This is a genomic window from Paludibaculum fermentans (assembly GCF_015277775.1).
Classification (GTDB): domain Bacteria; phylum Acidobacteriota; class Terriglobia; order Bryobacterales; family Bryobacteraceae; genus Paludibaculum; species Paludibaculum fermentans.
On record NZ_CP063849.1, the window covers coordinates 5,395,946 to 5,420,253 of the forward strand.

Genomic DNA, 24,308 nt, shown 5'->3' on the forward strand with positions numbered 1-24,308 from the left:
ACTAACCCACCGTTTGTTGTGCGTCGTGCCCTAAGGCGGAAAGGGGGAGAGACGTGCGATGATCCGGCTTAGCATGGCAACTATGCCCAGGGTCCTGCGGGTGCTTTGCATCCTGCTTCCGCTTGTCCTCGCAATCACCGGTTTCCTCTCACACATCCTGTCGGACTGGTGGCTGGAGAACCTTGCGGTCTTCCTCGTGCTGCTCGCCCTGGCGCTCGCTTACAAGCGGCTGCCCCTCTCCAATACGTCTTGGATACTGCTCTTCCTGTTCCTCTGCTTTCACGAATATGGAGCGCTCTACAGCTACAGCAACGCTCCTCTGGGTGAGTGGATGATGCCGTGGTTTCACACCCAGCGAAACCACTACGACCGGCTGGTGCACCTGCTTTTCGGGTTGATGCTGACATGGCCGGCTCTGGAGGCGATCGGCTTCCTGACCCGAAGCCGAGGCGCCATCCTCTACGCCTTAGGCGTACAGTTCATCCTGGCTGCCAGCGCCCTTTACGAGATCACAGAGTGGCTAGTGGCGTCGGCAGTGGATCCGGTCCTCGGAGTCGAGTTCATCGGCGCACAGGGCGACGCCTGGGACGCGGCGGAGGATATGGCTGCGGCCCTCATCGGCGCGCTGGTGGTTGTCTGTGTGGCGGGCACGGTGCGGGCCTGGCGGAACCGGCGCGCGCAGGCTCAGCGTAGAAGTTCCGCGTCCTCGGCCGACGGCTCCGCCGCCTCGGCCTGCGCCGCCAATTCCTCGTCTGACAACGTCGAGGCCTCCAGCAACGCCAGCGCCTCCTTGGCACGCGATGACGGCACCAGAAGCCGCATCCCGCCGGACATCACCACCGCGAGTGGCCCTTCTATCGCCAAGTTTTCGTCGTAAAGCTCGCACGGGACGCCTTCCGCCAGTAGAATCGATTCGGCCACTTTTGCCTCGTCGTACCACTGGTAGGTACGGATTACCACCAATTCGTCGTCCAGCATGGCTCCAGCGTAGCAGCCGCTCCGGCTGGTTCGGCGATAATGGGAGGCAGATTCCCCTTTGCGACGCGCTCTGCCATTCCTGGGTAGGCTCCCCGATTTCCGCCGCGATCCCGTGGGCTTTCTTGCCCGCATGTCCGCGGAACAGGGCGACGTGGCCCGCTTCCGCCTGGGTCCGCAGAACGTCGTCCTGCTGCGCCACCCCGACGACATCCGCGACGTCCTCGTCACCTACAACCAGCGCTTTGTGAAGAGCCGCATGCTGCAGCGGACGCGCGTCCTGCTCGGCGATGGGCTGCTCACCAGCGAGGAGCCGTACCACACGCGCCAGCGGAAACTCGTCCAACCCGCATTTTATCGAGACCGGCTGGTGCGCTACGCCGCCACGATGGCCGAAAAGGCACGCGACGCCGGCGTCCGCTGGTCCGACGGGCAGTCGGTCGACCTCGACCAGGAGATGATGCGCCTCACCCTCTCCATCGTCACGGCCACACTGTTCAGCGCAAATGTCGAGGCGGAGACGGCCGAGATCGGCGCCGCCATGTCGTCGATCCTCAACATGTTCAACCTGCTCATGCTGCCGATGAGCGAGTGGCTGATCCGCATTCCGATGCTCCCGTCGGCCCGGCGGTTTCGCGAGGCGCGCGGCCGGCTCGATTCGGTCATCTACCGCATCATCCGCGAGCACCGCCAAGCCCATGCCGACCAGGGCGACCTGCTCAGCATGCTGATGGATGCGCGCGACGAAGCCGGCAAGGGCATGAGCGACCAGGAGTTGCGCGACGAAGCCCTGACGCTGTTCATCGCCGGTCACGAGACGACGGCCATGGCGCTGAACTGGACCTGGTACCTGCTGGCACAGAATCCGGACGTCGAACGCCGGTTTCATGAGGAGCTCGATACCGTCCTGCAGGGCCGGCTGCCCGGATACGACGACTTCGCCAAACTGCCGGTGACCGAGAGTATTTTCGCGGAGTCGATGCGGCTCTATCCGCCGGCCTGGGGCATCGGCCGGCGGGCGATTGCGGCCCATACCGTGCGTGGAGTCGAGTATCCGGCCGGCACGATCTTTGCGGTCAGTCCGTGGGTAACCCACCGCAGCCCGACGCTGTGGGCGGATCCCGAACGGTTCGATCCCGATCGGTTTCGGGGAGAATCTCGCGCGGTACAACCGAAGTTCGCCTACTTCCCCTTCGGCGGGGGTCCGCGCGTCTGCATCGGCGAGCGCTTCGCCTGGCTGGAAGGGGTGCTGGTGCTGGCGGCGATCGGTCAGCGCTGGCGGTTTGAGCTCGATCCGGCGCAACCCGTTGAGCCGCAGCCTCTACTGACGCTGCGGCCCAAACACGGCATAAAGGTAACGATTCACCGGCGCTAGGCCGGGCTATTTGGCATCGACACGGGGCGGAATCTTCTCCAGGTTCCCGATCTCGATGCCCAACGCCAGGCCGAAGCGGGCGAACTGCTCCATCCCGCTGAAGTCCCAGGACGCTTTATACTCGTCGCTCGGCTGGTGGTAGGTGGACCCTTCCTCCTTGGCCTTTTGTGCGGCGTAGTCGGAAGGCCGCCCCTCGTATTCGCCCCCCATATTGATGGAGAAGGCGGGGATGCCGACGCGAGCGAAAGAGTAGTGATCGGAGCGGTAGTAGCCGCCGGACTCGGGGTGGCCGTCGGGCTTGATGCTCAGGCGGTGGCGCTCGGCGACGGATTGGACCAGGGCGAAGAATGAGGTGCGGTCCGCGCCGGTCATGATTGCATCCTTGACCCGCCCGTACGGCGAGAAGGAGTCGAAGTTCAGGTTGGCGGCGATCTGGGCCGCCGGCAGCATGGGGTGATCCGCGAAGTAGCGCGACCCCAGCAACCCGCTCTCCTCGGCGGCGACGGCGACGAACCAGCCGCTGCGCAAGGGTTTAGGCTCCATCGACGACCAGGCGCGGGCCATTTCGATCAGCAGGCCGCAACCGGTGGCGTTGTCGATGGCTCCGTTGTAGATGGGATCGCCGTTGACCGGCTGGCCGATGCCGAGGTGGTCCCAGTGGGCGGAGTACAGGACGGCTTCGGAAGACAGTTTCGGATCGCTGCCGGGGACAACGCCGGCGACGTTCACCGTCTCAATGTCCTGCAGTTTGAAGTTGAACTTGCCGGCCACGTGAATCTTGCCGAGAGGCATGGCTTTGAAGCCGCGCTTGTCGGAGGCCTGCAGCATCTCTTCCACGGTCCTGCCGGCCAGGCCCAGCAACTGGGCTCCGGCGTCGGTCGTCACCCAGGCGGCGAGGGTCAGGGCGGGCTCGCCGGCGGCGCGGCGGACCTGGGGCTGGGCTCGGCCGTTGGCGCGCAGCACCTGCCAGCCGTAACTGGCGGTGGGGGTGGTGTGGATGATGATGGCCGCGACGGCGCCCTGGCGGGCCGCTTCCTCGTACTTGTAGGTCCACCGGCCGTAATAGGTGAGAGCCTTTCCCTTGAAGAAGTTAGCGTCGGTGGAGGGCGGTTCGTTCGTGAACAGGACGACCACTTTACCCTTGACGTCTACTCCCTTGTAGTCGTCCCACTGGTACTCGGGGGCGACGATGCCGTGGCCGACAAAGACGGCCTCGGCGTCGAACTGCCCGGTGGGCTCCTGCGTGTGGGAGGTGGCCACGAAGTCGTCCAACCATTTGAAACTGATGGACTTGCCGCCGGCTGTGGCGGTGAGCGCTCCGCCCGGCTCCACTTCGACGCTGCGCAGGGGTACGCGCTGGAAGTAGGTGCCGTTTTCACCCCCGGGCTTGAGGCCGGCGGCGGCGAACTGGGCGGCGATGTACTCGGCGGCCAACTGTCCACCGCGGGCGCCGACGCCGCGGCCCTCCAGCAGGTCGCTGGAGAGGAACTTCACATGGGGGCGGATGCGTTCCCCCTCAATCCGGTCGATCTGGGCGGATAAAGTGGCTGCGGCGGCCAGTAGCAGGATGGAGGATTTCATTCGATCATGTCCTTTTGGCGGCAAGACGGGCGACGAACTTGGGAATGTTGATGACAAAGCGCTCGTGAGTTCCTTCACCAACCAGTTCTTTTTCGTCCCTGGCTTCGACTCGGAACACGACCCGGCGGTCGGCGACTTCGATGACCGTGGCAGTGAATGTTACAGACATGCCAACAGGGGTGGCGCCCAGGTGGCGGATGTTCACCGTGGTGCCTACGCTGTCTTCGTTTTCGTCAAGTAAGTGCTTGATAGTATTCCGGGAAGCCCATTCCATGTACGCGATCATGTGGGGCGTCGAGAGCACCCGGGCTTCTTCGTGGCCGAGGAAGTCGATGGCCACTTCCGGCGTCACCAGCAGCGGCAATTGGCCTGTGGTTCCAACCGGGATGTCATTCATGAGAATATGGTAGCGCGGTGGAGAGAGGGCTCGATTCCTCGATTCCAGTAACGTCAGTCCCAAAAACCGCATCCAACGGATTGATCGTATCCAACGATTGAGGATTTCATTATTTGCCCGTGCTTTGTGCGCTGATAGTTTTGGGGCTGCTGTCACCCGCCACTGAGGTAGCGGTAGATAGACCAGAGACCCTTACCTTCTCGGGATTGGCTGACACCCAGGCGGAGCGTGAGAGTGAGCAGGCGCTCACCCGCTACCTGCAGGCGAGCCGGCGCAACCTCATCCGTGGAGTGAGCATGATGGCTCATTTCGCCGGGCGTTTGCCCAAGATGCAGAAGTCGGCCACCCTGGATGCCCGCCGCCGTGTGACCAAGGAAGGCGCGATCATCTACGAGCCGACCGAGCGCCAGGGCGACAGCACCGTCCAGAAGGAACTCATTGTCCGCTTCATCAATGGTGAGATGGAGAACTCCGGCAAAGAGAATACAAAGGTTGCCATTAGTAATGAGAACTATAAGTTCAAGTACAAAGGCATCCGGGATCGGGCCGGGCGACAGGCGTATGTGTTCGAAGTAAACCCGCGCAAGAAGCGCGAAGGCCTGTTCAAAGGTGAGATCTGGATCGATACCGACACGGCACTGCCGGTGCGCGAAGTTGGACGGTTTGTGAAGAGCCCGTCGGTGTTCCTCAAGAAGGTAGACTTCACCCGCGATTACACCATCAAAGAGGGTGTCGCCGTGCCGCAGACGATGGAGATCAACAGTCAGACCCGATTCTGGGGGATGGCGGAGTTAGCCATCCAGTACAGCGAGTTCCACTGGGAAGATTTCCACGTGATGGCCAATTAGGCCGCCCGCCGCGCTTCTCTCCCCCGACCTTCATTCCATAGCCCTTTGATTTCAATCATTTAGTGCATCTATGTACACCGCCCGAGGCGGCGCACACGAAGCCTTAAACGAACAACGGGCCGCCTGAGCAGGCGGCCCGAAGTATGATCTGGGTTGGTAGTTACCAGCGGGGTTCGCGCCGCCGGCCGCCGAAGCCGCCGCCGCCGCCACCGCCACGATCGCCACCGCGACCGCCGCCGCCACCGCCACCACCGAAGGGGCGCTCCTCACGAGGACGAGCTTCATTCACATTCAGCTTGCGGCCTCCGAAGTCAGCGCCATTCAGCGCGTTGATAGCGCGCTCGGCTTCGTCGTCGTTGGGCATTTCAACGAACGAAAAGCCGCGCGAGCGGCCGGTTTCACGGTCCGTGATGATGCTGACGCGGTCCACGGTTCCATATGCTTCAAACAAGCCCCGCACTGAGTCTTCGCTCGAGCTGAAGCTCAAATTACCTACAAAAATATTCTTCAAGCAGACGCTCCTTCGTATTTGGACAGCTGGCTAGTTCGGGGGAGTTCAGACAGGCGGGAACAAACGCGGGTCGGACTCTAACCTACCTTCACACAGGCAATCTAAATACCGATTCAGAATAGCAAACCTTGTCAACCATTAAAAGTTAAATATCATTAATCTATAGATAGGTCAATGTGTGTGGATTGCCCTTCATCCATCCGGGGCCAAACCAGCCACAGGCCCCACAAATTCCTACACATGGCGCCTCCACGGGCACTACAATGATCCCCAATGAGACGCTTTGCCCTGCCCTTCACCCTGACTGTGCTTGCTACAGGCTTCGTCGCCGCTCAGCCGCCCAATGGCTACCCGACCATCGGCAAGATCCACCGGGAAAGTCCGGCGCTGGACGCCCTGATTCCGCCCAACGCCACCATCGAAGTCCTGGCCTCCGGATTTGAATGGGCGGAAGGCCCGGTCTGGGACAAGCGGCATGGCTTCCTGCTCTTCTCCGACATCCCCAACAACTCCATCATGAAATGGACTCGGGAAAAGGGTGTCGAGTTGTACATGAAACCCTCCGGCTACACCGGAGTTTCCCAGTGGGGCACGGAGCCGGGCAGCAACGGGCTGATCCTGGATCCGCAGGGGCGGCTGATCCTGATGGAGCACGGCGACCGGCGTGTTGCCCGGATGGACACCAATGGCGGCAAGAATACATTGGTGGACGGCTACGAAGGCAAGCGGCTGAACAGCCCCAACGACGGTGTCCTGAAATCGAACGGTGACGTCTACTTTACGGATCCCCCGTACGGGCTGCCAAACCGGGGTGAAGACCCTCGGCGTGAAATGGACTATTGCGGCGTATTCCGATGGTCGAACGGGAAGGTCACGCTCCTGACTAAGGAGATGACGCTCCCGAATGGAATCGCCTTTTCTCCGGACGAGAAGACGCTCTATGTGGCCCAGAGCGATCCAGCCCACGCATTGTGGAAGGCGTTTCCGGTGAAAGGAGACGGGACGCTGGGGGCGAGCCGCGTGTTCGCCGATGTCACCTCCCTGGTGGCGCAGTATCCGGGCTTGCCGGACGGCATGAAAGTAGACAAAAACGGCAACTTATTCGCATCAGGACCGGGCGGAATCCACATCTTCGCTCCGGATGGGACGCGGTTGGGCCGTATTGAGACTGGCGAGGCCACCGCCAATGTCGCGTGGGGCGACGACGGTTCCACGCTCTACATCACCGCCGATATGTACCTGTGCCGGGTCAAGACGACCACGAAGGGCGCGGGCTGGTAAGCGCGGTCAGACGAAGTGCCGGCGGCGGCGGCGGCGCAGCTCGTCCAATCCGGCTTCAAAATCAGCGGGTTGCGGGATGGCATCCCCTGGAGCGCCGGCCCCCAGCACGCGCAGCAGCGCCAGGCGGGAAGCACGGTTACAGAGGCCCAGCAGATCCTCCCCGGTGAAGTCCTGGGTGGAGCGGGCGAGGTAGTCCAGGTCCGCCTGGAGCTTCGGCGTGCGGCTGGCCAACAACAGTTCGAGAATCTCCCGGCGCTCGTTCTCCGCGGGCAGGGGAATCTCGATAATTTCGTCAAAGAAACCGGTCCCGAGCAAGGCCGGGTCGAGCCGGTCGATGCAACTCGTTGCGCCCAGCACAACGATCCCGCGCAGCCCGGCCAGGGCGCTCATCTCGGCCAGCAGATGTTGGGACAAGTAGGACTGCATCAGGTCCTCGACATGGTCCAGGAACAGGATACAGGGCGCGGATTGGCGGACCCGGCGGAAGGCTTCTCGTAAGGTCCCGGCCGGATCCTCGTGCTGGGCGTGGAAGATCTTGCCATGGAGAGCGAGGAAGCCGGCGCCGCTTTCACTGGCAACCGCCCGGGCCAGAAGGGTTTTGCCGACGCCGGAGGGCCCGCTGAGCAGGACGCCGCGGCTGCCGGAGACGCCCGCCCGGACATAGGCTTCAGCATGCCGGATGGGCCATTCGATCAACTCCCTGAGCCGCTGCTTTTGAGGCTCCAAGCCGCCGATACCGCTCCAGCGGGCGTTGGGAGTTTCCAGAAACACTTCCCCACGGGCCGTGCCTTCGACGACGCGCAGCGCCATCAGGAAGTGGTCCATTCTCAGCCGGGGCTGTTCGCGCTGATGACGGCAGGCGGCGAGCACGGCCTCTTCGCAGATGCTGGCCAGATCGGCTCCCGTAAAGCCGGACGTGATCCTGGCGAGGCTTTCGAGGTCGATGACGCCTTCCACCGGAAGGCTGCGGACGCATGCTTCGAGGATCTCTTTCCGGGCGACGCGGTCTGGCACGGGCATGACGATTTCCCGATCCAGGCGGCCCCGGCTGCGGAGCTCCTGGGCGATCGTGTTGGGCTTGGAACTGGCAGCAACAAGAAAGACCCGGCTGCCGGCTTCCGTGCAATCGACCTGTTTCAGCAGGTGAGCGACCAGAGGGAGTTCGGCACGACCCTGCTCGAAGACCAAACGAGGCGCCAGCATTTCAACATCAGACAGAAAGAGGATACTCGGCGGATGTGCTCGAGCTTCATCGAACACCTGCGTCAGGCCGCCGACCCCATCGCGGTAGAACTGGTCCAGTAAATGACCGCATTCGTGCGGAAAGAACGCTGCACCGCATTCCATGGCGGCAGTGCGCACCAGTCTCGTTTTGCCGCAGCCCGGGGGACCGGAGAGCAGGATCCCGCGCGGCGCCTGAAGTCCGAGGAACTGACCGGGCGAGCCGGATAGCACCCAACGGGTGAGTTCCTGGAGCCGCAGTTCATGCGGCTTAGCAGCCCGGTCTGGAGAAGGTGGATGGATTGACGCCATGGTGGTGCCTGGGCAATCTGGATTGCCCACTTACCTCTTCGTCCACTAAAAGGCTTTCTTGATTCGAATGCGCGCAGTCCAGGAAGGCGGCGGGGCTGGCGGATCAGGCACAAGCTCGGCAATGGCGTGCGGCCTGCGCGCCTCCAGCAACCGGATGCGTTTGTCCAGATCCTGCAATTGCCGTGTCTGGCGGTTCAGTGCGGCGTGCAGTTCATTGACGTAGAGTTGCCGCAGGTCCAGCTCTGTCCTGAGACGCCGCACCTCGGTGTCCTTCTGCGCGAGGATCGATTCAAGGCGGTCGAGATGACCAGCCAGGATCTCCTCCGGCTCGTCGCGGTTTAATCCGTCCACACCCTGCTAGTGGGTGGAAGACCGGGGAATTCTCTACTCGGATTCAGTCCATTGCAGGCCGCCGCCGAATTCGACACCGACCACAAACCCCATCCCTTTGGCAACGCAGTGCCGGACGTGGGCTACGCCGGCGATGCGGAACTGCAGGCACTCTAGGTTTACCAAGGTACCGACGGGGATGGCGCGTTCGAGTTCCAGGCGTATCCCGCCACGGGAAATATTCAGGCACTTGGCAGGCGAGTGGAACGAATGCCCTTCGACCGTCCGCCAGTGAACCTTGACCTTGCCCGGTAGGGGGTGGCGGACGTGCCGCCGTTCTTCGTTTTTTGCCGCCATTGCCGCCTACACCTAAATGAGTGAAACATCCCGAGCCTAATCTGGGTGTAGTTGATGCGGCGGCAGAATGCAAGGGGGAGTAATCCAATTCAGCGGACACCCGTCATGAGAGGTGAGGATGATGCGGCCCTTCGGACAGTGCCGCAAGGAAGCCCGGAAGAGATTGAAGGAACTGACGTTATGAAACGCCTCACGGTCGTGATGTTCATGCTGGCAGGCACCCTGCTGGCTCAGGGGCCGGGCGGCCCCGGATTTCGGCACAACGGGATGGGCCCCCGGCAGCAGCAGATGCAGCCGGCCGGAAACGCTGACGCGCTGAAACAGTATCTTGGCTTAACAGATGCGCAAGTCCAGCAGTTGAAGGACTTGCGGAAGCAGCAGGCGGAATCGCAGCGGCCCGTCATGGAGCAGATTCGCGATAAGCGGCAACAACTGCGGGACGCGGTGCGGGCGGCCAATCCGGATGCCGCGCTCATCGGCCAATTGACGGTGGATATCAAGAAACTCACTGAGTCGATGCTCGCCAATCGCACCGATCTGCAGGCGAAGGCGCAGGCCCTGCTCACTCCGGACCAGAAGACCAAGATGGCCGCGTTGGAGCAGGCGCAGAAACTGATGCCGGCCGCGGGCCAGGCGACGTCGCTGGGTCTGCTCGCACCCCTGGCCGGGACAGCCGGACAGGCGGGCATGGGCCCGGGGATGATGGGGCGGCCGCGGCAGGGCCGAATGATGATGCGCCCGAACGGACCACCGCCGCCAGCGGCGAATCAACAGTAATTTGAACGAGGTAGAGGAGGGGCGGGGCCGAGTCACCACCGACGCGGCTCCGCCCTTTTTCTTTATCTGGGCGCCCAGCCGGGCATTACGTAGGCGTAGAACAGGACGACGAGACCGATCACCGAAGCGAGAAAGATACTGTGGCGCAGGGTGAAGCGGAAGAGCCGGGATTCATCAGAGAGGGGCATGCCGGTGGCAGCCGCGGCCACGGCAATGCTCTGCAGGCTGATCATTTTGCCCATCACGCCGCCACTCGAATTGGACGCCGCCATCAAGATTGGATTCAGTCCGAGCCGGTTGGCGGTAACCACCTGAAGGTTACCGAACAGGGCGTTGGCGCTGGTGTCGCTGCCGGTGAGGAACACGCCCAGCCAGCCGAGCAGGGCGCTGAAGAAGGGGAAGGCGGCTCCGGTGGCGGAAAAGGCCAGGCCCAGGGTGCCGGTGGCTCCGGAGTAGTTCATCAGAAACGCCAGCCCCAGCACAGAACTCACGGTGAGGACGGGTTTGCCCAACTGGCTGCAGGTGGTGCGGAAAGCGAGGGCCACTTTGGCGACCGGCGGCTGCAGTACCAGCATGGAGAGCAGGCAGGATACGAGGCAGGCGGTACCTGCCGCGGAGAGCCAGTTCAGGGTGTACTTGGCGGCGTAAGGCAGCACCTTGGTGGTCACCGGCGGAGCCTGGAGGATCTGATTGTGCAGTCCGGGCCAGTCGAGGATGACCGTGAAGCTGTTGAGAAAGACTTTGATTTCGGGGCGGCCCCACAGGAGCACGCAAACCACGAGCAGACCGTACGGCGCCCAGGCCTTGATGACCTCCCCGAGCGGGTGGTGCGGCGGCAGCTTGGTGACGGCTTCCGCGCCATCGAAGACGAAGTGATCCTTGGGTTTCCAGATCAGGGTGAGCAGGACGCAGGAACCGATGGCCGCCAGGGATCCGAGAATGTCCGTCAGTTCCGGCCCCAGGTAGTTGGAGGCGTAGAACTGAGAACCGGCGAAGGCGACGCCGCACGCAATGGTGGCGGGCAGGACTCCGCGTAGGGCACGCCAGCCGCCCATGACCATGACCAGGTAACTGGGGACGAAGACGGAAACCGGGGCGCAAATGCGGCCGACGGCGGCGCTCAGTTGCGCAAGCGGCAGCCCGGTGATGCCGGCCAGGGTGATGACAGGGATCCCGATGGAGCCGAAAGCGACCGGAGCGGTATTGGCGAGCAGGCAGATGCCGGCGGAGTAGAAGGGCGAGAAGCCGAGCCCGGTCAGCATGGCGGCGGCGACGGCGACGGGAGCCCCAAAGCCGGCCGCGCCTTCGACAAACGCTCCGAAGGCGAACGCGATGAGCAGGGCCTGCAGCCGGCGGTCCTGGGTGAGGCCGCCAATGGAGTCCTTCACGACTTCAAACTGACCCGTCTCGACGCTGAGGCGGTAGAGGAAGATGGCCCAGAAGATGATCCAGCAGATGGGGAAGAGTCCGAAGGCGGCTCCATAGGCGATGGCTGCAAATGTCAGGACGGCGGGCATTTGGTAGACGCCTAGCGATACCAGTGTCGCGGCGGCCAGGCCCCAAAGCCCGGCGACCCAGGCCGCTTTTCGTTTGGCGCCCAATAAATAAAGGAGCGTAAAGAGTGGTAGCGCGGCCACCAGAGCGGATAAACCCAGACTGCCGGCAACCGGAGTATAGTGTTGCTGCCACATGGCAGGTCATTCTATGACATTCGGCCCATGGAGCGTGCGAAGCGCCGATGAGTACCGCCCGACGGCGGAGTCAAAAGGCAGCCAGGAGCTTTCCATGATCCGGCCGGCATCCGTTCACGAAGGGAATCTCCCTCGCCAAATCCTTCGCTGCGGATCCGGCCGCCGGGCCGCGGCAGGAGTTACGCCGCCGGACGGCGTGACGGCCGCTTTTTCCTTGCGGCGGGCGGCGGGGGCTCAACCGGCTGCGGGGCTGCGGGCCGGCGGGCAAGGTAACGGAGCCAGAGCAGGGACTGGCCCTGCGCATCGAACGTGGTGCGCCAGTATTCGCGGAATTCCGTCTCAAGATTTTTGGGCGCGAGCTTCCACTTCCGCCAGGGCCGGCAGGACAAGAGGATCGGTGGCGGACAGCGCGCTGAGGCGGTCGGCCGCGACGGCGCAATCCTGCCTTTTGCCGAGGAGCGACTGGATCTGCCGGACTCGCTCCAGGCGCTGCAGGAATACGGGCCCGTAGAAGGGACGGAAGAGTTCGAGAGTGTAGCGAAAGCGCTTGGCCGAGAGGCGGAAAGCGTGCAGCTTTTTCGCGGAACCGGCTTGGACTGCCGCTTTGCGTCCGGCGTCGAAGAACTCCGACGCGAGCGGGGGCAGGGCCTCGCGAGCCTGCAGGGCTGCGTCATCCGCTGGTCCGGCGATGGCGGCGACGCGCTGATGCCAGACGCCGGGCGCTCCAGTGGAGAGCAGGAGATAGACCTGCCCCAGGAGAGCCAGGGCCGCACTGTCCCGCTCCGCCTTCATGCTGACGAGCAGCGGGTGCCCCTCGGGCAGGCCGCATTTCACGAGGAGCGCTTCACAGACGTCGTGATCGCGGGCGATGGCGGCGGCATCCAGCGCCGGCTTCAGCGCCTTGCGCATGCTCCTGGCTGATTTTCCCGGCAGTAGGGGTCCAAACGTCCGAAGGGCCTGCGACACACGACGGATGGAGACGCGCAAGTCGTGTACGGGATCTTCACTCGTGTCCTTGAGCGTAACCACGATCTGCTCCTCCAGCTTGCCAATCGACTGGCGGAGCGTCTCGCGGGCATGTTCGGACGATGTCATGTTGAGCTCACAAACGAGCGGAAGTGACCGTGAGCGGCTTTTGGTAGACCTGGCGGAACTGCGCCGCGGCGCGCTCCACCGCCCACTGCTCGAGGCCGGTATCCTCGCTTGCCTCTATTGTGAGACAGAACGAACTACCCCGGAGCTCGCACTGGATGCCGGCGACACGCTGGTCGCGGCTGCGGTCGAGCGCGTCGGCGATGCGCAGCAGGGGCGCCAGCAGCATCACGACACGCTGGCGCTCGGGCGGCAATTGGAGGAAGTCGGCGTGCCGGGTGCCAGGCATGGCCTTGCGGTGATAGCGGCAGAGCATGGCGACCTCGATGCGTTCGAGGTCAGTGAAGCCGGCGATGTCGGAGTTGGCCACGATATACTGCGAGTGCTTGTGGTGGCTCATGTCGTTGATGGCGTGGCCGACGTCGCGCAGGTAGGCGGAGGCTTCGAGCAGGCGGCATTGCTCGGGCGAGAGGCGATGCCAGGGCTCCAGCGCCTGGAAGAGTTCCCGGGCAAAGATGCCGACGCGGCGGGCGTGGCGCAGGTCGACGCCGAAGCGGCGGGCGAACTGCTCCACCTGAAGGCGTTGCTCGTTGTCGAGCCGGGTGCGCTCGCGGCCGACTCCGCGCTCGGCCAGATCGCGCAGGATGCCGTCGCGGACACCGGCGGAGCAGTAGGCCAGTTGCGAGATCTGGAAGTGCTCCATCACGGCAGAGAGGACGGCCGCGCCCGGCAGGATGATCTCGGCACGGCGCGGGCCGATGCCGACCACCTTGCGGCGCTCGTCCAGTTTCATGGTGGCCAGACCTTTGTACAGACGGCGGATCTGGGCCAGGCTCGCCCGGCGGCGGTCGGCTTCGGGGCGGCGGGCGCGCGGGATCCGGTTGGCGGCGCAGACGATCGCTGAAGCAGAAGCGGAAGTCCCGATGGCTCGGGCGAAGCCTCCTTTGTCGATGCGGCGCGAGACGACGGCCAGCTTTTCCTCAATGAACTCGCTCATGCGGCGGAGGTCCTCGGGCAGCGGCGGGTCGGTCTGGAGGAATACGGAATGGAGGCGGACGGCGCCCAGCGGGCGCGAGAACGCGGCTTTCATGAGGCCGTGCTCTGCTTCGATGATCTCGGCGCTGCCGCCGCCGATGTCGACGATGAGGATGCGCTCGTCGGGATGCGGCCAGCGCGTCTCGACGCCCAGGTGGATGAGACGGGCTTCTTCCTGGCCGGAGATCACTTCGACGGGCTGGCCAAGGACTGCGCTCACGCGCTGTACAAATTCATCGCCGTTGGAGGCGTCGCGGACGGCGGCCGTGGCAACGGCCCGGACCGCCAGGACACCCAACGGCCGGTAAGCGGCGACCATGCGGGTGAGCACGCCGCAGAGAAACTCCAGGGAGGCCGGATCGATGCTGCCGGTGCGGAAGACACTTTCGCCCAGGCGCGTCACCTGGCGATCCTCGGCCAGCACCTTGAGGGGCCGGCCGCGCTCACTTTCCGCAGCCATCATGCGGACTGAGTTACTGCCGATATCTATCGCCGCATAGCGTGGCATGGTGCAAAATGAATGAGTTCCCGCGAGACTTCGATTATGACCCAATGGACCACCACACTGGGACTGTTTGCGCTGGCCGCCCTCAGTTCCGCCCAGACTCTTGACACGCAAAAGCTGCTGCAGCAGGTGGAGGCACGTTCGGGCCCGTACAAAGCGATGTCGCGCCAGATCTGGGAGAACCCGGAATTGGGGTGGTCGGAGTTCAAGAGCTCGGCCTTGCTGAAGGAGCAGTTGCGCTCGGCCGGCTTCCGGATCCAGGAGAATATTGGGGGTCTGCCGACAGCGTTCGTAGCGGAGTGGGGCAGCGGGAAACCGTTGATCGGGATCATCGGAGAGTACGACGCCCTGCCAGGCCTGTCGCAGGATGCGGAGCCGGCACGCAGCCCGCGAGTCTCCGGCGGTCCCGGCCACGGCTGCGGCCATAACCTATTTGGAACCGCCTCGGCGCTGGCGGCCGTGAGCGTGAAGGAGCACCTGATCGAAGCGAAGCTGCCGGGCACCATCCGGTTCTATGGCACTCCGAACGAAGAGGGCGGCGCGGGCAAGGTGTACATGATCCGCGCGGGCGCGTTCCAGGATGCGGATGTCGTGCTGGCCTGGCATCCCGGCGACACCAACCAGGCGGACGACAACTCCTATCTGGCGAACATCAGCGCAAAGGTGCGGTTCTATGGGAAGGCGGCCCACGCGGCGGGCGCTCCGGAGGCGGGGCGATCGGCGCTGGACGGCCTGGAAATCATGACGCATGCCGTGAACATGCTGCGCGAGCACATCCCGCAGGAGTCGCGCATGCATTACATCATCACCAGCGGAGGGGCGGCGGCGAACATCGTGCCGGACTTCGCGGAGCTGTCGATCATTGTGCGGCACCCGGATTTGAAGACCCTGGACGGGATCTGGGAGCGAGTGAAGAACTGCGCCGAGGCTGGTGCGCTGGCCAGCGGCACGCGGGTCGAGATCGAGATTGTTTCGGCCTACGCGAATTTCGTGACAAACCCCGTGCTGCGCGACCTGCTGGACAAGAACCTGCGCATCACAGGCGGCTTCACCTATACGCCGGACGAAGCTGCTTTCGCCGAGAAGATCAGGCAGTCGCTGGGGAATCCGAATCTGCCGCCGTTGGACACCACCTCGAAGATCCTGCGGCCCTATACGGCGGTGAGTTCGGTCTCCACCGATGTAGGTGATGTGAGCTGGGTGGTGCCGGTGGGCCATATGCGCGCGAGCACCTTCCCGCCGGGCACGCCGCTGCATTCCTGGCATTCGACGGCCTGTGCAGGAACGGAGCTCGGCCGCAAGGGCATGATGGTGGCTGCGAAGGCGCTCGCGTTGAGCGCTTCGGACCTGTTCCACAACCCGGAACTGGTAAAGTCGGCACGGGCCGCCTTCGACCAGAAGATGGCAGGGAAGCAGTATCGTTCGCTGATCCCGGAAGGGAAGCAGCCGGCCTTGCCGGCGCGGCCGTAGGCTTCACACCGAGGGCAGCGACCGGCGCCAATCGAGCAGTTTTCCCGAGAGCTCTTTGGAGACTACCGGATTCGCGGCGGCGACGTTCGCCTCCTCTTGCTGTGATTGGCGGAAGTCGTATAGCTCGAGGTTCGAGCCGTCGCCGTTCACGAGGAGTTTCCAGGGGCCGCTGCGGATGGCCAGATTCGGACTCTGATCGCGAGGCAGTCCCGGACGGATCATGGAGGCGGAGCGCCCGTAATCCCACAGCAGATCCTTCGGGCGATCCATTGGGCTGCCGAGGAAGGCCTGGCTGAGGTTCACGCCATCCAGTTTCGCTCCGGGCGGCGGAGCCACTCCGGCCAGGGCGCAGCAGGTGGGGAACAGGTCGACAGAACTGGCAACGGTGGTCGAATCGGTCTGGCCCGCCGGGATGCGTTGGTCCCAGCGAACGATGAGGGGCGTGCGGATACCTCCCTCGTAGAGGCTCCACTTGCGGCCGCGCAAGCCGGAAGTGCTGCCGGGAGGATCGAGCTTCTCCTTGTAGTAGTAAGGCCAGGCCGTGGGTCCGTTATCGCTCAAGACGACGAAGAGCGTGTTGGCGGCCTGCCCCATGCGCTCGATGGTGTCAACCAGGCGGCCGACCTGCTGATCCAGGTTGTCCAGCATCGCGAAGTATTGCTGGACGTACTTGTTTGCCGCAAACCGCTCGTACTTCTTCATCAGCTCCGGTTTGGGTTCGAACGGGTCGTGCACTTCGTTCGGCCAAAGGTGGAGGTAGAAGGGCTTGCGGGCAGCCGCACTGCGCTGGATGAAGTCGACGGAGCGGTCGACATAGATCCCGGTCAGCTCGCTCTGCGGGGCGTGGGTGATTTTGCCGCGGCCCATTTTCTCATTGAGCTCCGACAGCTTGCCCGGCGGCAGTACGCGGTCCCCGAGCCCTTCGAACGAGGTGTAGGACTCGTCGAAACCATACTCCGCCGGAAGCGGCGCATCGCCCACGTCTCGTCCGCCGCCCATGTGCCATTTGCCGAAGTGGCCGGTGGCGTATCCAGACTGCTGGAAGGCCCGGGCGATGCAGGGGGCACCGGCGTCGAGGAAATCCCGCTGGCCCAATTCCCGCTGCCGCTGCCGGGTGTCGAGATAGGAATGTATCCCCTGGCGGGACGGGAACTGGCCGGTGGTGATGCCCACACGCGACGGGGAGCAGACCGGAGAGGCCACATAGGCCTGGGTGAACCTCACCCCCTTGGCGGCGATGCGATCGATGTTCGGGGTGGCGATGGCCCCGCCGAAGCAACCCAGGTCACCGTAGCCCATGTCATCGATCAGGATCTGCACCACGTTCAGGCGCGGCGCCGGCGCGGCTAGTGCGCTGCTCGCCAACGCCGCGCCTGAGCTCTTCAGGAAATCCCGGCGATATACCACTCGTCCGATCCTCCTCGGCGGCTCGCTCGTCCGCGCATCCAATGAGATCATACCGGGTGGAGAGCGGGTGCGAGTGCTGCTTCTGCCGTTAGGAGAGGATCTCGAAGACCGCTTCGACTTCCACCGCGGCGCCGACAGGAAGCGAGACAAAGCCCAGTGCGGAGCGGGCGTGGTAACCGTTGCCGGTCTTGCCGAAGACTTCGTGGAAGAGGTCAGAGGCTCCGTTGATTACCAGGTGCTGCTCAACGAAGTCCGGGTGCGAGTTGACGCAGCCCAGCACCTTGATCACGCGCAGCCCGTCGAGAGTGCCGTGGGCATTCCAGACGGAGTTCAGAATCTTGGCCGCACAGTCGCGAGCGGCGGCGTAGCCTTCCTGCGTGGTAAGGCCGGCCCCGAGCTTGCCTTTCGCGGTGCTGACGTGGCCCGAGGAGATGAGCTGGTTGCCGGAGCGGATGCAGAGGTTCAGGTAGCCAGGTTCAATCCTGGTGAATTCGATGCCGAGGGATTCAGCGGTTTGTTGCGGAGTCATGCGTGAGTCTGTTGCTATTATCGCGGATCGACTGCGGGCGGCACCGGGCCCCGATCGGCAGTCAGTTTCGACGCCGGAATGGGCAAATTCCTCAACGGGAACACCCACCTAACGGCAGATTGCCGGGGGCTCTGCTCGTGGGGTAGAATCTGGCGAACCCACAGCAAAAGTACAGTACCCCGGCATGTGCTCCGCCCAACAGTTTTTAACACAACCTCGCTTACACCCCGGCCACAATAGCAAACGCCTGATGCGTCGCTGTGTCCGGGGCGAACAGACGTAAGGTGATGCAGCGCCTTACCCCAGGCCGGCGTTTCCTTCTCCTGACTGCAGTTGCCCTGGGCTTTGCGGCCCTTCCCGTATTGGTCGACTCTGGAGCCATCGCGGACAGCGCTCGCCTGTTTCCCAGGGCGGCCGGTCTACACCCTTACTTCGTACCCGAGCACGGAGTGTTGCTGTACTTGCGTGCGCCACTCGTGGCCATCAGTTCCTTCCTGCTTTGCCTGATGCCCGGCCTGTTTCTGGCATTTGCCACCGGCGCGGCCACTCGCCTGGACCGCTGGGTGCTTTCGGGCTTCGGACTCAGCCTGGCCGGGGTGAGCCTATGCGCGGGCATCGCGCAGTCCTTCCTGAGTCAGCCACTGGCCGGGGTAGGCTTCTTCGCACTTCTGATCGGGCTGGCGGCCGTGTCGTTTGGAGTCGCATGGCTGCGCGCCGGCGATCCTGCGCAGGCTCCGGAATGGAGCCGCGCCGACACGGAATCAGTACTCCTGACCGTGATGGTGTTGTGGTGCTGCCTGGCCGCGCTGGTGCCGAAAATCTACTGGGAAGCGTTCCATCCGGACGGGCACCAGGTGCTCGAAACCAGCCGGAGGCTGCTGTTTCACGCATTGCCTTTCTGGCCCCCGGAATCGGGGGACGCCAGCTTTCCCGGCTTCACCACGATGCTGTTTGCCTTCCCTGGCTCGTGGTTTGTAAGGATCTTCGGAGACAGCGAGGCGTCCGCCCGCCTTCCTTTGTTCCTGTACCTGCTGGTGTTGTTCTTCGGCGTACTCGCGTCAGTGACGCGGCGCATTGGACGGCCGGGGCAGATCCTGATCTGGATAGCCCTGGTCATTTACCTGGTGGTTGCGGGTTATAGCATCACCTACAATCCGTATCACGCGGACCTCGCCTCACCGGCGACGCAGGACACCCTGTTTGTGGTCTGTTTCCTTGGATTCGCTCTAGCCTATTGCCAGCGCGCGTATGGCTCGCTTGTGCTCTGGACGGCCGCCCTGTACACCTGTTGGCCTACCGGCGCCATGCTAGCCTGCCTGTGGTGCGCGGCGACGCTCGTCGCCTGGAAAGAGAAGCCCAGAAATCAGGTGGTGGCCACGGCGGTGGTATTGGCCGCTTGCATGATCACAACCAGGATCCTTGGTCACTTCTTGCCTTCTCTCGGAGTCCCCCAGCCTGGCGGCGAGCATGGTTGGTCCGCGCTGCTCGAGGAACGCCTGAATGTCTACCAGATCGGAGCCATGCTGCGGTTGAGATTTGTGTGGGACACCTTGTTCCTGCAGCGCTGGTGGTGGGTGGTTGTGCCCGCCGGCATCCTGCCTTTCGGTTCGCTGGCCCTGTGGCGCAGGCAGGACGAACTGAGCCGCGCTGTTACCTTGACCACGTTGGCCTACTTCCTGTTCTTCTACACCCAGGCGCTGGTGCACATCCATTACTTCGTGCCCGTCATGCTGCTGCCCCTGGTAGTCTTCTGGCGGATGGAGCCAGACGACGTGCCGCGCCGGCGGCGCTTCTACATGGCCACGGCAGCGGCCGCGGCGGTGGCGATGATCCTCTCCTGGCCGGAAAGAACCGGCGTGTATGTGACGACACGGTCCATCGGCTCCAGCATTGAATGCCTCATCCCCGGATACGACTGGCAGGAGCCTCGCGTGTACAAGGGGTTCCAGTTGATGGCCCAGGCGATTCCCGACGGCTGGGCGGAAGGAGTGCCGGAACGGCGCTTCGGCGTGCTGCCTTCGGTCTGGGCCTATTACGCGCACCGTAGCCGGGTCCCCGGCGTCCCGATCAACTACATCCTGACAGACCAGACCGCGGCTGTTCCTCCACTTTCAAGCCTCCTGGCCTCGGATGGCGAAGCGGCACTCTACGTGAGGAGCCGTGAAGTGATGGAATCCCAGCGCGGCCTGCGGCTGGTCGACAGAGCAGGCAGCTCGATCTACCAGGCTCCTCGATGGACCATGCTCAAGAAGAAGCAGCTGCTATCGGAGACTTGGGCCGAGATCCGCAGGCGCCTGGGTTTTTGAGGCAAATAAGCCGGGAGAGGTGGCGGCTGGGCCCCATATCCGGGACTCGCTACTGCCGCTGCAAAAGAACAAGGCCGCCTACCCTACGGAGGGGGGCGGCCTTGCTCCAATTCGACAGGAACCAGGATCTCAGCGCTTGTGCAGCCTTCTCCGCAGCAGGCCGAGCCCGATCAGCCCGCCTCCAAAGAGGACGAAGCTGGACGGTTCCGGTACGGAGGACGGCTGGGTATTCACGTTGATGTTGAAGCTGTTGCCCAGGTCGAGGTAATCGCCGTAGGTCATCCCATCAATCGTAAAGCCAAACCGGAAATAGTCGGGGACCCCCATGTTGGTTAAGTCGTTCGAGAAGGTGAGCGGGACGATGACGGAGCCATAGTTCTGAGAGAGGCTGTCCGAGATCCCGTAGGAACCCGAGCCGAACACCGCATAGGCCCAGTAAGAGATGCTGAACTGGTTGAATTCCCCTGTCGCGGTGATGCCAGGGCCGTAATCACTGGAAAGGAAACCATCAATGTCGAGACTGAAGATGCCGGGGTTGGAGACACCGTACAGCTTCGCCTCTACCGTAATGGGGCCGCAATCGAGATCGCCCCAGCAGGACAGGCTCATGTTCGACATCTCGTACGAAGATGCTCCAGTCTGATGGATCGACGGGCCTGACAGGTTGAACGGCTGGATGTACCAGTTCCCAGGCATGAAATCCAGCGGACCTGACTGGGTCGGACTGGAGCCGACGGTGGTCACCGTTACATTTGCTGAGATCCCGGCCGCGGTGGACGGGCCAACGATTACCATGAACGCAAGTACGGCCATCAGGCCGTAATAGCACACTAAAGACGACGTACGGACCTTTTTGTCCGGTTTCATTGACTTTCTCCTCCTCAATCGTGGACAGTGAACGAAGAATACATCCGGGTGAGAGTTCAGTCAAGAGTTTCGTGTAACAGCCCTGACAGTCAACGACTTCAGAACCGGCGCTGCCCGCCGGGCGTCTGGGTGGACCGCTACGGAGCCAGAACCTGGAAAAACCGGTCCTGATAGACAGGTTTCCAACCAGCGTCCCGAAGAGCCTTGGACGATGGGCGCACGGGGAAAGACCAGTGCATGCGTGAAGGGTATTGGTCGAAGACGGGGCGCCAGCCCGGTCGTGTGTCCCAGATTTGCATGACCTGGCTGAAGAGTGCGGCGCCATAGAAGTCCGAGCGCGAATCCAGGAAGACCTGCTTCCGGCCATTGAAGTTGTAGGTCAGGTAGCCCGCGTGGACATCGGCGGAGTAGATGCGCACATCGTCGGGGAGTTGAGCGAGGTACTTCCAGGCGCCATCGGGGTACATCATCGGGTTCCACCCGATCCGCTGCTGGTTGACCGGATCCTTGGCCCAGAGCACCAGATAGACCACTAACAGGCAGGCGGGGAGCGCCCCTTTGAAGGAGAAGTCGAACTCCTGGACTTCGTCCGAGAGGCGGAGGAAGCCTCTGGCCCAGCCGGCCTTGGAAAAGTCCTGCCGGATCCAATGCGTGAGGGATGCGGTGAAAATGGGCACTCCAACCAGGCCGAGCATTGGGATTCCGCGAACCACGCGCAACGCGGTAATCAGAACCACCAGCCCGATCAGCAGCCATTCCAACCGGCGGATGCGAACGGACAAGAGACAACCGGCGGCGGTCAAGGCCACGGCGAAGGCCAGTTGTCCCGCCTCCACGCGCAACAGATCGGGCTGCAACCACTCGCCCACCCCCTTCACTGCTTCGGGATGCAGCAGGAAGTCGACGATGTGTAAGTGAAGCTGGATCCCATAAGGATTGATCAGGCTGCCCGCGCCCGCACAGAGTGTCGCAAGCCCGTACCATCTCGCACGCTGCAGGCACTGCTGCCGGTCGCAATCCTTCCAGATCCAGGGCTTCACGAGCCAGGCGGCGCAATAGGCGGCCGCAAACTGGATCCCCAAGGGGAAGCTCGCGTGGAGGTTCGCCCAGAGTGAGAACAGCCCCACCCAAAGTAGGGCTTGGGGGATTCTGAACCGGCTGCCACCGCGTTCGAGCAGAACGAATGCAGCCAGCGTCAGGATCCAACCTATGAGATGCGGACGGGCGATCCAGTGCAACTGCGTGGCGGTCACCACCGGCGCGGCCAGCAGGCAGACGAGGATCGGACTGGAGCCCAGCGTCCGTTGCAGGTGGATCCACATCCAGAAGGCAGCGGCGATGACACCCAGATAGAAGGCGAGCAGTCCGGGCAACCCCGCCCAGGAGTGGACAACGCTCATGATCACTTCGGAAAGCCACTCCCACGCATGCCAGGGCCGGCCAGAGGTGACAAACGACATCCAGTCGGTACGGGGAATAGCGTGGTGGCGGAGGATCCAATCCCCGACCCGGATGTGCCAGCCGGGATCGGAGTCGGTCAGCAGCCGGCGAGGGGCATCGCCGCGCACGAGCGCATACGCCACTACAAGGATCGCCCCCACCATCCGCAAGTCCGGCAGAAACCAGGAGCTCCAGGATCTCGGCTCGGCGGCTTGTTGTTCCTTGTCGGCAGTGGGCGGCATTTGAGATCGGTCTCCAGCTAGAGTACTAGACGACGAAGGCCGCCTGCCCGGGACGGGGCGGCGGCCTTCACACAGTCAGGTTGAGGGGCGGTTCACTCCCGTTTGTAGAGCTTGCGCCGCAACAATCCCAGACCAACCAGCCCGCCGGCGAACAGCGCCATGCTGGAAGGCTCCGGCACGGAGGTAGGCGTGTTCACGTTGATGTTGAAGCTGTTCTCCATCGACAGGGTTTCCAGGTAGTTCATGCCGTACAACGTGACACCGAATACCAGGTTGAACGGGGATCCGACGGCAGAAAGATCCGGTGACGTAAACGGCCCAACCGCGAAGGAGCCGTAACTCCCCCTGAGGTTGCCGTACACCCCGACCTGCGAGTTGCCGAGGTAGGTGTACGCAAAATACGAGCCATTCAGTGATGAGCTATCGCCCAAAGTCGTCTCGTTGAAGCCTGGGAGGCCGAAATTCCCGTCGAGACTCACCGTGAACACTCCGGGATTGGTGAGACCGCTCAGGTACGCCGCAATGGTGACCTCTCCGCATCCGGCATCGTTTTGGCAGCTGATGCTCAGGTTGGACATCTTGATCGAGCTGCCTTTTTGGGTGATCGACGGTCCACTGATGTAGAACGGCGAAACATCCCATTCCGAAGCCACGAAATCAAGGTTGCCAGACTGAGACTGACCCGAGCCATACACGCCCGAGCCATAGACAACCACGTTGGCGGAGACGGCGCTAGCCGCGGATGGGCCGACCAGGACCATGAACGCGAGGACGGTCATGAGCCCAAAGTAAAGAAACGCGACGGGTGTATTGACCCGTTTCCTGTGCTGCATTGTGAACACTCCTCCAAATCTTCGGTCGGATCAGAATACAGCTAATGTAGAGCACCGTCAATGACTAACCCGTCTAGAATCAACGATACACGCTGGTCAGGCACATTTAGCGGTGACAAACGTCACACGCCACAACCAGTGGTGTACCTATAGCAGGCCTGACCGGAGTGTGGAGCTGATGACACGGAACTCGAGCGCCTCCGGGTCAATCAGCTCCGAGTGGCCGGTGGCAGGCAGGGTGATGAGGCGCGCATCGTCGCCGGCCTTGCGGGCGGCGGCTTCGTAGCGCTTGGAGATTTCCAGCGGTACCACGTCATCCTTGATGCCGTGGATCAGGCGGGTGAAGACCTTGATGGGCACACGCTCTATGGGCGAGCAGCGGGCATAGCGGTCCGGATGCTTTCCTGGATCTCCGCCCATCAGTTCCCCCACAACGCCATTATTCAGCTTCAACTCGAAGCCGCGGCGGAGGTCGGCGACTCCAGCGAGACTCAGCACCATCCGCAGGGGCGCGACCTTCTCGCCGGCCAACCAAAGGGCCAGGTGCCCGCCGGCGGAGTGGCCGGCCACACCCAGCCGCTTGGGGTCGAGGTTGTACTTACCCAGGTTTTTCGCGAGAAAGGCAGCTCCGGCGCGAACGTCATCGAAGGTACCAGGCCAGCCGCCGCCCGCCTGCCCGATGCGCCGGTATTCCAGATTGAAGCAGGCGACGCCCTCCATCGCGAGCGCCTTGCACAGAGGGGCCGCATGCTTCAGGTCAAAAGCAGCGCGCCAGAAGCCGCCGTGGAGGAAGATGATCGTCGGGTGGGGACCGGTCGCGCGCGGCAGATACAGCTCGCCAAACTGGTTCGGATCCTGGCCGTAGGCGATGCGGGCATCGGCATCGGGTGCGGGTTTGGACAGGGCACTCTGCATACTTTGCAGCC

General features: G+C 63.2%; 22 protein-coding genes. 7 read left to right on the forward strand and 15 right to left on the reverse strand.

Annotated elements, in window-relative coordinates:
* Positions 1-58: 58 nt before the first annotated feature.
* Both IRI77_RS21225 and IRI77_RS21230 read left to right on the forward strand, forming a co-directional pair.
* Positions 59-877, forward strand: coding sequence for a DUF2238 domain-containing protein (locus IRI77_RS21225; RefSeq protein WP_194447016.1), 819 nt, complete (start codon positions 59-61; stop codon positions 875-877).
* Positions 878-1,036: 159 nt separating this feature from the next.
* Positions 1,037-2,350 carry a cytochrome P450 gene (locus tag IRI77_RS21230; protein ID WP_194447017.1) on the forward strand — a complete coding sequence of 438 codons (1,314 nt, stop codon included), beginning with the start codon at positions 1,037-1,039 and terminating at the stop codon, positions 2,348-2,350.
* A 6-nt stretch (positions 2,351-2,356) separates the two neighbouring features.
* Here the strand turns inward: IRI77_RS21230 and IRI77_RS21235 are convergent, their stop codons facing one another.
* Positions 2,357-3,931 carry a M28 family peptidase gene (locus tag IRI77_RS21235; RefSeq protein WP_194447018.1) on the reverse strand — a complete coding sequence of 525 codons (1,575 nt, stop codon included), beginning with the start codon at positions 3,929-3,931 and terminating at the stop codon, positions 2,357-2,359.
* 4 nt (positions 3,932-3,935) lie between these two features.
* Complete coding sequence (locus IRI77_RS21240; protein WP_194447019.1) at positions 3,936-4,328, reverse strand: thioesterase family protein; 393 nt, start codon at positions 4,326-4,328, stop codon at positions 3,936-3,938.
* Between the two features lie 113 nt (positions 4,329-4,441).
* Between IRI77_RS21240 and IRI77_RS21245 the strand changes: the two genes are divergently transcribed.
* Positions 4,442-5,176 carry a LolA-like protein gene (locus tag IRI77_RS21245; RefSeq protein ID WP_194447020.1) on the forward strand — a complete coding sequence of 245 codons (735 nt, stop codon included), beginning with the start codon at positions 4,442-4,444 and terminating at the stop codon, positions 5,174-5,176.
* Between the two features lie 160 nt (positions 5,177-5,336).
* On the opposite strand, the gene IRI77_RS21250 is transcribed toward IRI77_RS21245, so the two are convergent.
* Positions 5,337-5,687 (reverse strand): RNA recognition motif domain-containing protein, encoded by a 351-nt coding sequence (locus tag IRI77_RS21250; protein ID WP_194447021.1) that lies wholly within the window; start codon positions 5,685-5,687, stop codon positions 5,337-5,339.
* 273 nt (positions 5,688-5,960) lie between these two features.
* Here IRI77_RS21250 and IRI77_RS21255 point away from each other — a divergent pair, with 273 nt between their 5' ends.
* Positions 5,961-6,968, forward strand: coding sequence for an SMP-30/gluconolactonase/LRE family protein (locus IRI77_RS21255; RefSeq protein WP_194447022.1), 1,008 nt, complete (start codon positions 5,961-5,963; stop codon positions 6,966-6,968).
* Positions 6,969-6,974: 6 nt separating this feature from the next.
* Here the strand turns inward: IRI77_RS21255 and IRI77_RS21260 are convergent, their stop codons facing one another.
* The 3 genes from IRI77_RS21260 to IRI77_RS21270 are packed head-to-tail and all read right to left on the reverse strand — an operon-like array spanning position 6,975 to position 9,188.
* Entirely contained in the window at positions 6,975-8,501 is a 1,527-nt protein-coding gene (locus IRI77_RS21260; protein WP_194447023.1) for an AAA family ATPase, read from the reverse strand.
* Positions 8,502-8,546: 45 nt separating this feature from the next.
* Complete coding sequence (locus tag IRI77_RS21265; RefSeq protein WP_194447024.1) at positions 8,547-8,852, reverse strand: hypothetical protein; 306 nt, start codon at positions 8,850-8,852, stop codon at positions 8,547-8,549.
* A 33-nt stretch (positions 8,853-8,885) separates the two neighbouring features.
* On the reverse strand, positions 8,886-9,188 hold the full coding sequence (locus tag IRI77_RS21270; protein ID WP_194447025.1) for a PilZ domain-containing protein: 303 nt from the start codon (positions 9,186-9,188) through the stop codon (positions 8,886-8,888).
* A 180-nt stretch (positions 9,189-9,368) separates the two neighbouring features.
* Between IRI77_RS21270 and IRI77_RS21275 the strand changes: the two genes are divergently transcribed.
* Positions 9,369-9,965 (forward strand): Spy/CpxP family protein refolding chaperone, encoded by a 597-nt coding sequence (locus IRI77_RS21275; protein ID WP_194447026.1) that lies wholly within the window; start codon positions 9,369-9,371, stop codon positions 9,963-9,965.
* Between the two features lie 62 nt (positions 9,966-10,027).
* Here the strand turns inward: IRI77_RS21275 and IRI77_RS21280 are convergent, their stop codons facing one another.
* The 3 genes from IRI77_RS21280 to IRI77_RS21290 form a co-directional block, all read right to left on the reverse strand.
* Positions 10,028-11,656 (reverse strand): L-lactate permease, encoded by a 1,629-nt coding sequence (locus IRI77_RS21280; protein WP_194447027.1) that lies wholly within the window; start codon positions 11,654-11,656, stop codon positions 10,028-10,030.
* Between the two features lie 339 nt (positions 11,657-11,995).
* Entirely contained in the window at positions 11,996-12,751 is a 756-nt protein-coding gene (locus IRI77_RS21285; RefSeq protein WP_194447028.1) for a CHAD domain-containing protein, read from the reverse strand.
* A gap of 7 nt (positions 12,752-12,758) precedes the next feature.
* Positions 12,759-14,246: a Ppx/GppA phosphatase family protein gene (locus IRI77_RS21290; protein ID WP_194447029.1), complete on the reverse strand. Its 1,488-nt coding sequence runs from the start codon at positions 14,244-14,246 to the stop codon at positions 12,759-12,761.
* A 57-nt stretch (positions 14,247-14,303) separates the two neighbouring features.
* Here IRI77_RS21290 and IRI77_RS21295 point away from each other — a divergent pair, with 57 nt between their 5' ends.
* The gene (locus tag IRI77_RS21295) at positions 14,304-15,758 is read left to right on the forward strand and encodes an amidohydrolase (RefSeq protein WP_228486247.1); all 1,455 of its coding nucleotides are present in this window, start codon (positions 14,304-14,306) and stop codon (positions 15,756-15,758) included.
* A 3-nt stretch (positions 15,759-15,761) separates the two neighbouring features.
* Here IRI77_RS21295 and IRI77_RS21300 read toward each other — a convergent pair whose 3' ends face one another.
* On the reverse strand, positions 15,762-17,165 hold the full coding sequence (locus IRI77_RS21300) for a sulfatase-like hydrolase/transferase (RefSeq protein WP_194447030.1): 1,404 nt from the start codon (positions 17,163-17,165) through the stop codon (positions 15,762-15,764).
* Positions 17,166-17,253: 88 nt separating this feature from the next.
* The gene (locus tag IRI77_RS21305; protein WP_194447031.1) at positions 17,254-17,694 is read right to left on the reverse strand and encodes a RidA family protein; all 441 of its coding nucleotides are present in this window, start codon (positions 17,692-17,694) and stop codon (positions 17,254-17,256) included.
* Between the two features lie 461 nt (positions 17,695-18,155).
* Here IRI77_RS21305 and IRI77_RS21310 point away from each other — a divergent pair, with 461 nt between their 5' ends.
* Positions 18,156-20,000 (forward strand): hypothetical protein, encoded by a 1,845-nt coding sequence (locus IRI77_RS21310; RefSeq protein ID WP_194447032.1) that lies wholly within the window; start codon positions 18,156-18,158, stop codon positions 19,998-20,000.
* Between the two features lie 129 nt (positions 20,001-20,129).
* Here IRI77_RS21310 and IRI77_RS21315 read toward each other — a convergent pair whose 3' ends face one another.
* The 4 genes from IRI77_RS21315 to IRI77_RS21330 all read right to left on the reverse strand — a co-directional run bounded on the left by IRI77_RS21315 (position 20,130) and on the right by IRI77_RS21330 (position 24,297).
* The gene (locus IRI77_RS21315) at positions 20,130-20,867 is read right to left on the reverse strand and encodes a PEP-CTERM sorting domain-containing protein (RefSeq protein WP_194447033.1); all 738 of its coding nucleotides are present in this window, start codon (positions 20,865-20,867) and stop codon (positions 20,130-20,132) included.
* Positions 20,868-21,004: 137 nt separating this feature from the next.
* Entirely contained in the window at positions 21,005-22,549 is a 1,545-nt protein-coding gene (locus IRI77_RS21320; protein ID WP_194447034.1) for a hypothetical protein, read from the reverse strand.
* 92 nt (positions 22,550-22,641) lie between these two features.
* A complete protein-coding gene (locus IRI77_RS21325) occupies positions 22,642-23,382 on the reverse strand; it encodes a PEP-CTERM sorting domain-containing protein (protein ID WP_194447035.1) in 741 nt (246 codons plus the stop codon).
* Between the two features lie 147 nt (positions 23,383-23,529).
* On the reverse strand, positions 23,530-24,297 hold the full coding sequence (locus tag IRI77_RS21330; RefSeq protein ID WP_194447036.1) for an alpha/beta hydrolase family protein: 768 nt from the start codon (positions 24,295-24,297) through the stop codon (positions 23,530-23,532).
* Between the last annotated feature and the right edge of the window lie 11 nt (positions 24,298-24,308).